The organism is Streptomyces sp. NPDC016309 (assembly GCF_043077235.1).
Taxonomy (GTDB): domain Bacteria; phylum Actinomycetota; class Actinomycetes; order Streptomycetales; family Streptomycetaceae; genus Streptomyces.
In genome coordinates, this window is record NZ_JBIBSG010000005.1 from 370,482 (window position 1) to 381,963 (window position 11,482).

Sequence of the window (11,482 nt, forward strand, 5' to 3'; positions counted from 1 at the left end):
GAAAATCTAGTCCACTAGCTCTAATCTAGTTAACTAGCTTCACTGAAAGTGATCGCCGGTTGACGGAGGCTGCCCTGTGCCCGCTTCGGGAGTTAGCGCGGCGGCCATCGCTGCCCGGCTGTCCGCCGCCGGACTTGCCGCACGAGTGGAGGAGCGCGACCGGTGCACGACGGTCGAGGTGGAGCTGCCGGAATCACTCCCGGCCGACTTATGGCGGGAGGTCCTGGAGGCGGTGGCCGACGCCGACCGCTTCGGTCTCCTGGCCACCAGCCTCAACGGCCGCACCCTCTGGGCGGTCGTCAACAAAGCGGCCCCCACGACGGGCGATGTCGGGGGACCGAGCCATCAGCGATAGGAGCTGAGCAGCATGCTCAACCGTATCCGCCGTGCCGCCTCGCTTACCAGAGCGCGGTACTTCCCGAGGGGCAGGCATCGCCGCTCCTTAACGCCCTCTAGACCGCCGACCGTTCCGGCCTGCCGTGTGGGGGCTGACGGGGCGCCGGCCGTCCTGGCCCAAGCTTCCGTGAGCGGAACTCACCGGCACTCACTCCCTGGCGAGGACATCGCGCTCGTCCGCCCGTACGTCCTGGCGTGGGACAAACGCGTGCGTCCGCGTTCTGTGGTCGTCGCTCCCCATTTACCGGCTGAGGCCTGGTCGACACTTGCGGGGGCCCGCTGATGCCTCCTCGTCGACAACCCCGCACGACGGCCATCTCGACAGCCTCCTACCGATCGACTGCATGCAGGATCGGCACGCATCTCACGTGCGCAGAAGCTACCCCTGACTCGGTGCTGGTCGACCTCCCCGTGGTCTACGAGGTGTGCGACTGCCCGTGCCACTCAGCGACTGACCGGCCGACCCCCGGCGAGGTGAAGCAGTGAGCGAACGGGCCCCTCACGGCGCGCTGGTCACCAACATCGAGGTCACGGCGGCCACCGTGCAGCGCGGCGACATCATCCAACTCGGCGGCATGGCCTACCGGGTGCGCGACCTCTTCCAACTCCCTCAGGGGGCCAAGCAACTCCTCTTCGAGTCGGGCGAGCTGCTGACCATACACACGAGAACCAGGCTGGCCGCCGTGCGCATGCTGAGAAGGCGGTGACGGCCTGTGCCTCCTCGCCATCACGCCATCGCCACCGACATCCGGCACCAGATCACGAACGGTCACATCAAGCCCGGCGAGCGCCTCCCGTCCGAGACAGCTCTCGCTAACCGCTACAGGGTCAGCACAGTGACCCTGCGGCGTGCCCTCGCAGTCCTCCAGGGAGAGGGTCTCGTCGAGAAGATCCACGGCAAGGGCAACTTCGCTCGCCGCCCACTCCGCAAGATCGTGTATATCGGCGGCTGGGGGACGCTAGACCCGTGGACGGCCGCTGAAGCGGCCCTCCGCGTGACCGTCCGCAGCACCACGGTCCAGGCACACGGGCACCTGACGGCGCTGCTGAAGGTGCCCACCGGCAGCCCTCTCGCCGAACTCCGCTGCGTCACCTACGCGGGAGACTCCCCGCACGGCCTGGCCCGCATCTACACCCCGCGCGACCTGGCGCCGGTCGGCGTACTCGACGACGAGTCCTCGCGCCGGGAAGCAGCCAGGAGATTCGGCCTCCTCGGCCTGCCGCCGGCGGCTGTCCAGGAAACGGCATGCGCCCGCCCACCGACACCGGACGAAGCATCGACCCTCCGAACCCACTCAAGCGCACCAGTCCTCGCGATCACCCGTGTGGCGACCGACTCCACCGGCCGGGTGGTGGAGGCCGCGCTTCTGGTGTTCCCGGGAGACAAGGTCGATGCGGTCTTCACCACCCACCACGTGACCGACGAGAGGCAGACACAACCATGACGGCACCCAATGACCTACGCCTCCTCCCATGGTCGGGACCGGAGGGCAAGCCCTGCTACCTGAGCACCGACCAGAGGGGCGGCTTCATGTCCCGCCTGGCGGACAACATCGAGGCGGTACAGCTCGGTACAGCGGCGGAACTGCTGGAGCACGCCTCGGAGACCCTCGACGACCAGGACACAAACTCGGAAGACCTGCGCCGACTGGCAAAGGAACTGACCGGGGCTCTCGGAGCCGTGCTCCGCGTGGCGACCAGCCGCGGTCTCCTCCTGACGGTGACCGAACCGCCCTTACCCTGACGGGTAGTGCTGCGGTTGGCGGCTATAGCTCGATCACCGCGGCCTAACTTGTCGGCCTACTGATCACCGGTCTCGCTGACAGGCGGGGCAAAAGAAGCCCACGCCTCCGACCAGTTCGGATGTGGGCTTCTGCCGTTGATGGTCGGCGTACGTTGCCGTCGCAGATCGCTCGGAGGTGCTCGCGTCGGGCGCTGTTGATGTCAGCCGTGGATGTCAGACGATCCCTTTCGGCTACGGGCGACGGAAAGCGGCACGGTCGAAGGCCCTAAGCGAGTTGAGGAGTGTGCGCTCCAGCGTTGTCGTGTGAGCCGGCTGCCGGGCAGTTGACGGGTTCAGCCCCACGGCACTGGTCCCATCGGCATGATGATCGGCGTGAGAGAACTGTGGAATGCGATCACGTCCGACTTCGGTACAGGGTTGATAGGTGCGCTCGTTGGCGGCGGATTCACACTCCTGGGTACCTGGCTCCAGTCAAGGAGCGGTGACGCTGCCGCTCACTTGGCCCTGACACGGGCCACGGCCCAACGAGGAGTGGAAGCGGCAACCACGCTCGCGATCACCATTCAGCGCCAGACGTACCGGGAGCACGGCACGTTCGAGGACCGTGAGGGCTGGGGGCGGGAGCTGATGGCCCACCAGTCGAACCTGACCGCGCTCCTGGGACTGCTACCGGACGATCAGCGCGTCACCCGGGACCGGGTCCTCGACCTCTTGGACGGCGTCCAGTACTGGGACGGACAGGAGGTGTGGGAGGAGTACCGGATCCGGACAACGAGCTTTTTGGGTGAGATGGCTGCATGGCTCGTAGCCCTAGCCCGTGGTTCCGAGCCTCCTGAGCGCCGGGACCTGACCCGGATCGTTGCCGAACGGATCTTGGACCATCGCCAGGGCGGGTTGGAGGACGAACGGGAGGCGCTGGTCATGCGAGCCGAGATGTACGAGCTGGACGAAGAAGAACATGAGCGGGTTCGGGAGATCGACGCCGCCTTGGAAGCTATCGAGCGGGAGCGAAACAAACTCGCACAGAACCAGGGCCAGATCACCGCGTCGTGATACCCGTCCGACCGAGCGCATCCAGCTTGTAAGGGAGCGAAAAGGTGGAACCGGAGACAATGGCCGCCCTGTTCGGTCTCGGGGGAACGCTGGTGGGTGCGGTGGTCTCCACGGCGGCTGTCGTCTGGCAGCAGCACAAGACAGCTCACGAGGCCGAGCGGATACACCTTTACGGCCTCGCAGAGGCGGCGGCCAACGAGTGCATCCAGATCACCTACAGGCTGCACAAGCATTTCGCGGAGGGCGTGCCTGACCGGAACAGCAGCGCCTATTACACGTGGGCCTCTATGGGTGAGGAGCTGTGCCGAGCACTGGAGGAGCAGGCCCTCCGGTTTCACGACAAGGATGTACGCGACTTCCTGGAGCGCTGCCACGCCGAGATGTACGTCCGACCAGAGTACGTTGCGGACCCTGTGCCCTGGCCACCGAGGTATGTCGTCATCGCCTCAGACATACGGACCGTGATGGGTACCGTCTTGCGTCGCCAGTCCTTCCCGAGGGACGTCTGGGAACACTATCCGAACCCGTCATGACGCCTGCTAGTCAGTCGCGGCGCGCCCCCAGGACACCGATGCTGGGGCCATGGAACGGTTCTGGCACGCCAGCCCCAACACTGCTCGATCGCCTCTGCTGCAGCTGAGGCGCGAGCCGCTGAAGTAGGCCGGCACTCGTCACCAATGACTCGCACCCACGGCTGACGTGGAAACCTGCTGTCTGAAGTTAGCGCCATACAGCATCAATGAACTCGAATCCGTGCCATTCTGACCTAACAAGAGGCCAACGACGAACACGGGACTGACTGATGCAAATGGATACAGTTGAAGTAACCGGACACGTATTCCTTCGTCCCGTCAGGATCGGGTTGGTATTCAAACCAACACTCGAATCACTGACACTTGCAGTCAAGCAGGCAACAACGGCGTGGGGCGGCATCTACTTCCCCTTTATCGATCCCACCAACGAGCGTCAGGCTCTCTCCGTCGCGGCCGCACTCGATGTAGATGCGCTTTATGCCGTAGATAAGGATCCTGCTTCACGAAACCTGGCCCGCTCGGTTGGCTACTCGTGGCAGGGGGGTGCCGAATGGGGGCCGTTCGGAAGTAAGGTTGGGTACGCCTCAGGCCACATCCAGGGCATCGACTGGCTTATCGAAGACCTCCCCAGGGATTACACGCATACTTTTTTCCAATGGAATGAGAAGCATCCGCTGGCACACGTACTTCTAGCTGCCTACGGCAAGTACAGTGAGGATGACTTCGGCGCTCTAGCCGAGTCTTCATTCCGCGCGAAATCGCGGAACTGTGTTCTGGGCGATGGAGAATTCCTCCCACGTGCCACAGAGTGCAATGACTTCTCCCCTATCCAGCTGACATCCAGGGAAATCTCCTACAGGGGTGAGAGTTATGGTTCCGGAATCGTCGTGATGCGTCCTGACGATGCAGTAATGATTTCCATCTATTGGAACCTTCGAGCTTCAGGACTGCACGTTATTCCGTGGGTAATCGGCCATGAGGACGTATCGCAATCATGCATGGCTGAGTGGCTGGGAGTATGCCTACGCGAAAACGCGATTCCCCGCTCGATGCGCGGAGATGGGGTGGATCTAGGGCCAACCTTTTCGATTCACCTGCCCAAGGGAATGGATTCTATGCCAGCGAGACTTGAGGAAGATCTCAAATCTCGGAAGGTAAGGTATAGGATTCTGAGAAATGGCGTAGAAATTCACGGCTGGAGGGGTCGGCATCCGTTCCACACAGAGTTTGGGGCATTCTTCAAGGTTGAAAAATCTCGCCGAAGTATTTTCGATATCGCCATGCCGAGTTTGGGTGGCCGCTGGCGTCGGGGGCATGAACCAGGATTCGTGATCGCTGATGTCTCCGTATCCTCGGTGACTGGGCTGGCACCCGACTTGGCCGTGGTTTTGCCAAGCCTGCGGGAGCTTAGCCCCCTGGTCGATATGCGCGATCCAGTTACGCAGCGGCTACATCGAGTCACTGATGATGGGCGAGCGGTAGCAGTTAGAGCTGACGATTCGAGTGTGGAAATTGGGCCGGTGAGTTCCATGGCTGTCATTGATGTCTTGATGAGTGGACCGGGTTGGAATTATCAACAGACAGACAATGGGAAGTTCTCGACTCGACTGATTGAGAAGCTTGGGGGAAGCTCAAGTTACGTGGCTAACCAGCCCGGCATTAGAGCGGCTCTCACCAAGGCGGCTGCATCTCATGCAGGCCTGCCATTCTCGGCGCTGATGTCGTTCGCCAAAAAGTATCGAGATGCGTGGCCGGATAGTCTATCGCCAATTCCATTCGAAGAATACCCGACGAGGATTATTCGGTATTTGCTAGGAAGGAAAGCACTTCAGCCCGTCCTTCCTGTGCGTTGCCCCGAGTGCACTGTAGAGGTTGCGGTAATGCCAGAGGATCTGCGATCGGACTACAGCTGCGAATTGTGCGGTGCGCAACTTCCTTTGGGTCTGGCGTTGGGCATGCATGTTCGTAATGATTGGTCCTACAAGATCGCTGGCAATATCGTGCCTGACCGTCTCAGCGAAACGCTTCCGGTTATGGCCACCGTATCTCTATTGAGTGGGTACCGTAGCGCCTCCGCAAACCACCCGTACGCTCTCGGTGTTTCTGTCAAAGCTCCTGGCAGGAAGTTTGAAGTCGACATTGTCATGACGTTGGCCGAGAGTAACCCGCCCTTGGTTGTCATCGGTGAAGTGAAAAGCTACATGGATTGGGTCACTGCCGAGGATCTAGAGAACCTGCGATTTTTGCAGGAGCACCTTCGAGGTAAGGGAATCGACTGCTATATCCTTGCCGCTACTTTGCGGAATGACCTACCGGATGAAACGGTAGGTGCGCTCCGGGCAATGTGCGAGGATGCCCCGGAGTCCCTTGGTTCCCGCATCCTTCCAGTGTTTCCTATCGTTCTCACTGGGAAGAATTTGTCGGTTCCTCAGTTTCATAACGACAACCCCATGAAGTGGCAAAATCCCGGGACTGGGCTTTCGGAGGTGGCAGTCGAGTCGTGCCGGAGAAACATCGGACTGATCGATGTCGAATATCGATCAGCTGACGATAAGGCGCGATATGTGCCAAGGTGGAGGGAGTAGGGCGCTAGCACTGTGCGAGGTCGGTGGAGCGGCTTTGGGGTGGCGCTGCTTTGGCGCGAGTGATCATGGCCCCGTAAGCTTTCGGCGCGTCGGGCAGGTAGTGGACCTGCCCGGTAAAGCACGACGTTGGGGCCATGATCTTAGAGGCTCGCGCCAAAGTGGCTCCGTAAAGCCGCGGAGCCGACTGCCCCAGCCACGACGTGCCTCTTCTCTGACATCAGGCGACTGATTGCTGTGTGCGCGGCCCGGGCGCCGGCCGGGCTGGAGCGGGGCGGAGACAGGAGCGCAGGCCCGGCCGGGGGCCGGGCCGCGCGCGGGGAGCGGAGCGAGCCGCCTTGATGAAGTAGGGAAAGTCTTATCCCGCTGGGATGAGGCGCTTGATGAAGTAGGGAAAGTCTTATCCCGCTGGGATGAGGCGCTTGCCGTCGTGGCTTCGTACGTGGGGGCCGTTGCCGTCCAACGCGTCCAAGAGTCTGATCGCGAACACCTCGGCCATGCGTTCGCTGACCTCGTCCGGCGTCAGCCACTCCACAGCCGTCGACTCGCTCGACGTGCGCTCGACGCCCCCAGAGGGTTTACAGCGGAAGACCAGGGCCACGATGCCGCGGGTCGTGTTCTTGTAGACGCCGGTGAGTTGGTCCACCTCGACGTGGATGCCCGTCTCCTCCAGGACCTCGCGGGCTACGCCGGCCTCGGGGGTTTCGGTGAGTTCGAGTACGCCGCCGGGGAGTTCCCAGGTGCCGTTGTCGGCTCGGCGGATTGCCAGGAGGCGGCCGTCCTCGCGCACTACGACCCCGGCGACGGAGACGGAGTGGAGTGGCGGCAAAGTTGCTTCCTGGGTACTCATATACAGGAGCATAGGAGGCGGGGAAGGACTATGGGAACCGAAGCAGGTGGGGGCAGGTCGGGGCCTCGGTATGTACAGATCGCCGACGAGATCGTGCAGCAGATCCGGGCGGGTGTCCTCAAGCCTGGTGACATGGTGCCGAGTGAGTCTGAGCTGGTCGACCGGTACGGGGTGTCCGGGGGCACGATCCGTAAGGCCATGGTCGAGGTGCGGGCGAGTGGGCTCGTCGAGACCCGGCACGGTAAGGGCTCGATCGTGAAGGACCGGCCGCCGGTGCGGCACCGCTCCTCTGATCGCTTCCGGCGCTCGCTCCGGCGTGGTGGCAAGGCTGCCTACCTCGCCGAGTCGGCGCAGTCCGGTGCTACCGCCAAGGTCAGCGTCCTGTACATCGGGCCGATGGAGGCGCCGGAGGATGCTGCTCGACGGCTGGGTGTTGAAACCGGCGCCCAGGTGCTCGCCCGGCGCCGCCTCTACTTCCGCAACGGCACCCCGGTCGAGACCGCCACCTCCTACCTGCCGTGGGACGTGGTGAAGGAGATCCCGGAGCTGTTCGCCGAGAACCCTGGTGGCGGTGGCATCTACGCCCGACTGGAGGACCACGGGCACGAGTTCGCCGAGTTCGTCGAGACGTTGCAGGCGCGGCCGGCCTCGAAGGCGGAGGCGTCGGAGCTCGCGCTCAGCCCTGGTTCGCCGGTGGTCCATCTGATCCGTGAGGCTCGTACGACCGACGGGCGTGTGGTCGAGGTCTGCGACACGCTCATGGCCGCTGACCAGTTCGTTTTCGAGTACCGCATCCCTGCCGAAGACTGACGGCTCCTCAACTCCCCGCAGCCCGTCGCGACTTCTGATTCGCGACGGGTTGACTCATGTATAGGAGTCATGCACTCTTCTTCATGTCACTCATATACATGAGTGATGGAGTCCCACCTCTGTAGAGGAGTGCTTTGCCATGCGTCAGATCCCCGTCGACACCACCGCCGCCACCGTGATGGTCGCCAAGACCCCGCAGCCGAAGGTCCGCGACCGCCGCACCGGTGAGATCGCCACGGACGCCGACACCGGCGCCAAGCTCATGACGGTCGACGTGATGTTCGCCGCCAACGACGAGGTCGAGATCCTGTCCATCACCGTCCCTGAGACCGGCATCTCCGGCGAGCTGGGCATGGGCACCCCCGTTGCCCTCACCGGCCTCATCGCCCGGCCCTGGGAGAACGAGTTCAACGGCCAGAAGCGGCACGGCATCGCCTTCCGCGCGGTGGCCGTGACCTCGCTCGTCGACACCGCCGCGAAGGCGGCCTGATCATGACCGCCTTCACGGTCGCGCTTGTGCTGGTCGTCGCCACTGCGGGACTCCTGCGGTGGCGGCGCCCCGCCTGGTACTGGCTGACCTTCGGGGTCATCCTGGCCGCGCTGCGCGTCCTGATCCGGTACGGCTCGGTCATGGACGCATGCGGACTGACCGTCCCGCCCTCGCGCTGGCGCCTCGCTTTCGCCCGGATGACCAACCGGCCGATGCCCGAGTCGCGACCGCCGCGCATCCTGCGCTTACGGCCCACCCGCACCGGGCTGGTCCTACGGCTTAAACTCCGGCCCGGACAGGACGCCTTCGACTTCACCGCCGCCTCCGACCGACTCCGCCACTCCTTCTCGATGTACGGCGTCGCCTCCCGCGAGCTGCGCTCGGGTGTGGTCGAGCTGAGGATGACCGGCTACGACGTACTCAAGCGGGTGCAGATGCCCTCCAGGACCGACACCCGGCCGATGCGGGTCCCGGTTGCCCTGCGCGAAGACGGCTCGGTCCACTACCGCGACTACCGGGCGATACCCCACGCGCTCACCCTCGGGGCCACGGAGTCCGGCAAGTCCGTCTACCAGCGCAACCTCGTTGCCGGGCTCGCCCCGATGGACGTCGCCCTTGTCGGCATCGACTGCAAGGAGGGTGTGGAGCTGTTTCCGCTGGCCCGCCGGTTCTCCGCGCTCGCCGACAACCCCGACACGGCCGCCGAACTCCTCGACGCGCTCGTGAACCGCATGAAGGGCGTCTATCAACTCATCCGCGCCGAGCAGCGCATCACCGCCGACGTCCCGGACGCCGAGATCGCCGCCGACATCTGGGACCTGCCCGACCACGTCCGCCCGACCCCCATCGTCGTCCTGGTCGACGAGGTCGCCGAACTCGCCCTCTTCGCCAACAAGGAAGAAGAGAAGCGGCGCGACCGCATCATCACCGCCTTGGCTCGCCTCGCCCAGCTCGGCCGCGCGGCCGGCATCTACCTCGAAATCTGCGGCCAGCGCTTCGGCTCCGAACTCGGCAAGGGCATCACCATGCTCCGCGCCCAGCTCACCGGCCGCACCGCCCATCGCGTCAACGACGAGACCTCGGCGAACATGGCCTTCGGGGACATCTCCCCGGATGCCGTCCTGGCTGCCATCCAGATTCCCGCCGAGCTGCGCGGCGTCGCCGTCGCCGGTGACTCGACCGGTGGTTGGCACCGCATCCGCGCCCCACACACCACGCTCCGCCAGGCCGTCAACATCTGCAACCGGCACGCCGATCGCACCCCGGAACTGCCCGAACTGGCACCCTTCCGCCCCGCGCTGACCGGCTCTGCCTCAGCCCCCGTGCCGCTGTCCAAGACAGCCGCCGTCACGGCCTGACCTTCCGCACCTCCCCGGTCGGCGCGACCACCTCCGCGCCAAGTCCCTACCCCTGCCATGCCTGATGAAGGGAGAACGACGCCATGTGCCCCGACTGCGAGGACTTCGCCCGCACCGTCCTCCTCCTCGGTCAACTCGCCCTCTACGCCGACATGAACGGCGCAGATCTCGACTTCGTCGAAGCTGTCAGCCCCTCACTGGCCGCCTCGCTGCCCGAGCCGCCTGACACCGCCGCGGAGGGCTCATGATGGCTGCCCGCGCCGGTCTGCGCGTCGACGCCGTCCTGGTTCAGGCCGTCATCGCCGGAGCCCTGTCCTTCGCCCACCTCCATGACCTCGCCGCAGCTGCGGGGCAGGACGGCTGGAAGGCCTGGGCCTACCCGGTCAGCGTCGACCTGCTGCTGGTCGCCGCCTGGCGACGGCTCCGTAGCGAGGGACCGTCCCGGCTCGCCTGGTCCTGGTTCCTCATCGCCCTGTTCGCCTCGCTCGGCGCCAACGTCGCCACCGCCGGGTTCCTCGACCTTGCCGACCCGCCCGCTCTGCTCCGCCTGGGCATCGCCGGATGGCCCGCACTCGCCTTCCTCGGCGGCACCCTCCTCGCTCACTCCGCCAAGCATCAGACGCAGCCGGAACCGCCGGCGCCCGAGCCCGAGTCCGCGTCCGAGCGCGACCCGGCTCCGCAGCGCGAACCGGAGCCGCCAGCCCCCGCGGACGACGAGACACCGGCCCTTCCGGCCCCGGCCCCCGCGGTTCCCCCCGTCCTCGTCGACCACGCCCGCAAGGTCGCCGACGAGTACCGCATCCGCACCGGCTCGCCGATCGACACCGACACCCTCCGGGCCCGCCTCGGCGTCCCGCCCCACCTGGCCGACGCGATCGCCGCCCAGCTCACCTGATCCGGAAGGAGAACCGGCCATGCCCGCCCGCGACCACTTCCACTCCGTGATCCGCATCGGCCCGGTGCAGATCGGCACTCACCGCGACCGCCGGGGCCAGACCAGGCACGCCGCCGTGTGCATCTCGGACGGCTGCGGCTGGTCCGCCGACTACAGCAGCCAGTCCGCCGCCCAGCTCGCCGCCCGCACCCACCGCTGCCGCGTCCGCTAGGAGGCCACCGCCATGCAGGTCCCGCTCTGGCTCGCGCTGCTCGTCGTCGGCTACCTCGGCGTCAAGCTCATCCGCCCGCCCGCCTGGCTCATCGCCGTACTGCTCCTCGGCGGCTTCCTCCTCGCCGACAGCGTCCTGGCTCCCGCGATCAACACCGTCGTCAAGTAGCCCGCGAAAGGAGACCCCGATGTTCCGTCCGAAGATCCCCACAATGCCGATGCCGACGGGCGTCACCACCCCGCTCGCCGTCGTCGAGCCGACCACCATCACGCCGAACGCCGCGACCCCGCCGGCCTCCGCGACGCCTGAAGCGCCGTCCCGGCCCACGGTCCAGCTCACCCCCGGCACCGCCCTCGCCCTCGTCGGCGGCGGCACCGCCGTCGTCCTGGTCCTCGGCGCCGTCCTCGTTTCGATGCTGCTGGCCGTCGCCGTCACCGGCGTCTCGGTCGCCATCTGCGCCCTGGTGATCCGCTCGCTCGTCAACGCGGACGCCAAGCGACGCTGACCGGCCCCCGGGCGGCCTCGATACCGCCAAGCATCCGCCGCCCGGGCGCCGTCCC

The 11,482-nt window shown here is 65.3% G+C and carries 17 protein-coding genes; 16 read left to right on the plus strand and 1 reads right to left on the minus strand.

What is annotated here, in order from left to right:
- The first annotated feature begins 76 nt into the window (after positions 1-76).
- From ACF068_RS15270 to ACF068_RS15305, 8 genes are all read left to right on the plus strand, one after another.
- Positions 77-355: a hypothetical protein gene (locus tag ACF068_RS15270; protein ID WP_392274706.1), complete on the plus strand. Its 279-nt coding sequence runs from the start codon at positions 77-79 to the stop codon at positions 353-355.
- A 12-nt stretch (positions 356-367) separates the two neighbouring features.
- Positions 368-679 carry a hypothetical protein gene (locus tag ACF068_RS15275; protein WP_392274707.1) on the plus strand — a complete coding sequence of 104 codons (312 nt, stop codon included), beginning with the start codon at positions 368-370 and terminating at the stop codon, positions 677-679.
- 199 nt (positions 680-878) lie between these two features.
- Positions 879-1,103 (plus strand): hypothetical protein, encoded by a 225-nt coding sequence (locus ACF068_RS15280; protein WP_392274708.1) that lies wholly within the window; start codon positions 879-881, stop codon positions 1,101-1,103.
- Positions 1,104-1,109: 6 nt separating this feature from the next.
- Positions 1,110-1,841 (plus strand): GntR family transcriptional regulator, encoded by a 732-nt coding sequence (locus tag ACF068_RS15285; RefSeq protein WP_392274709.1) that lies wholly within the window; start codon positions 1,110-1,112, stop codon positions 1,839-1,841.
- Entirely contained in the window at positions 1,838-2,140 is a 303-nt protein-coding gene (locus ACF068_RS15290; protein ID WP_392274710.1) for a hypothetical protein, read from the plus strand. The genes ACF068_RS15285 and ACF068_RS15290 overlap by 4 nt, the downstream gene beginning before the upstream one ends.
- 372 nt (positions 2,141-2,512) lie before the next feature.
- The gene (locus tag ACF068_RS15295; RefSeq protein WP_392274711.1) at positions 2,513-3,193 is read left to right on the plus strand and encodes a hypothetical protein; all 681 of its coding nucleotides are present in this window, start codon (positions 2,513-2,515) and stop codon (positions 3,191-3,193) included.
- A gap of 59 nt (positions 3,194-3,252) precedes the next feature.
- A complete protein-coding gene (locus tag ACF068_RS15300; protein ID WP_392274712.1) occupies positions 3,253-3,726 on the plus strand; it encodes a hypothetical protein in 474 nt (157 codons plus the stop codon).
- A 275-nt stretch (positions 3,727-4,001) separates the two neighbouring features.
- Complete coding sequence (locus tag ACF068_RS15305) at positions 4,002-6,311, plus strand: hypothetical protein (RefSeq protein ID WP_392274713.1); 2,310 nt, start codon at positions 4,002-4,004, stop codon at positions 6,309-6,311.
- Positions 6,312-6,708: 397 nt separating this feature from the next.
- Here the strand turns inward: ACF068_RS15305 and ACF068_RS15310 are convergent, their stop codons facing one another.
- Entirely contained in the window at positions 6,709-7,170 is a 462-nt protein-coding gene (locus tag ACF068_RS15310; protein WP_392274714.1) for an NUDIX hydrolase, read from the minus strand.
- 18 nt (positions 7,171-7,188) lie between these two features.
- Here ACF068_RS15310 and ACF068_RS15315 point away from each other — a divergent pair, with 18 nt between their 5' ends.
- From ACF068_RS15315 to ACF068_RS15350, 8 genes are all read left to right on the plus strand, one after another.
- Positions 7,189-7,968 (plus strand): GntR family transcriptional regulator, encoded by a 780-nt coding sequence (locus tag ACF068_RS15315; RefSeq protein WP_392274715.1) that lies wholly within the window; start codon positions 7,189-7,191, stop codon positions 7,966-7,968.
- A 139-nt stretch (positions 7,969-8,107) separates the two neighbouring features.
- The gene (locus ACF068_RS15320; protein WP_392274716.1) at positions 8,108-8,458 is read left to right on the plus strand and encodes a hypothetical protein; all 351 of its coding nucleotides are present in this window, start codon (positions 8,108-8,110) and stop codon (positions 8,456-8,458) included.
- A 2-nt stretch (positions 8,459-8,460) separates the two neighbouring features.
- Positions 8,461-9,816, plus strand: coding sequence for an FtsK/SpoIIIE domain-containing protein (locus ACF068_RS15325; RefSeq protein ID WP_392274717.1), 1,356 nt, complete (start codon positions 8,461-8,463; stop codon positions 9,814-9,816).
- A gap of 83 nt (positions 9,817-9,899) precedes the next feature.
- Complete coding sequence (locus ACF068_RS15330) at positions 9,900-10,064, plus strand: hypothetical protein (RefSeq protein WP_190219733.1); 165 nt, start codon at positions 9,900-9,902, stop codon at positions 10,062-10,064.
- Positions 10,064-10,711, plus strand: a complete 648-nt coding sequence (locus ACF068_RS15335; protein ID WP_392274873.1) for a DUF2637 domain-containing protein — start codon at positions 10,064-10,066, stop codon at positions 10,709-10,711. Before ACF068_RS15330 ends, ACF068_RS15335 begins: the two co-directional genes overlap by 1 nt.
- Positions 10,712-10,730: 19 nt before the next feature.
- Positions 10,731-10,922, plus strand: coding sequence for a mobile element transfer protein (locus ACF068_RS15340; protein WP_392274718.1), 192 nt, complete (start codon positions 10,731-10,733; stop codon positions 10,920-10,922).
- A 12-nt stretch (positions 10,923-10,934) separates the two neighbouring features.
- Positions 10,935-11,090, plus strand: a complete 156-nt coding sequence (locus ACF068_RS15345; RefSeq protein WP_392274719.1) for a hypothetical protein — start codon at positions 10,935-10,937, stop codon at positions 11,088-11,090.
- Positions 11,091-11,109: 19 nt separating this feature from the next.
- On the plus strand, positions 11,110-11,427 hold the full coding sequence (locus ACF068_RS15350; RefSeq protein ID WP_392274720.1) for a SpdD-like protein: 318 nt from the start codon (positions 11,110-11,112) through the stop codon (positions 11,425-11,427).
- The last annotated feature ends 55 nt before the right edge of the window (positions 11,428-11,482 follow it).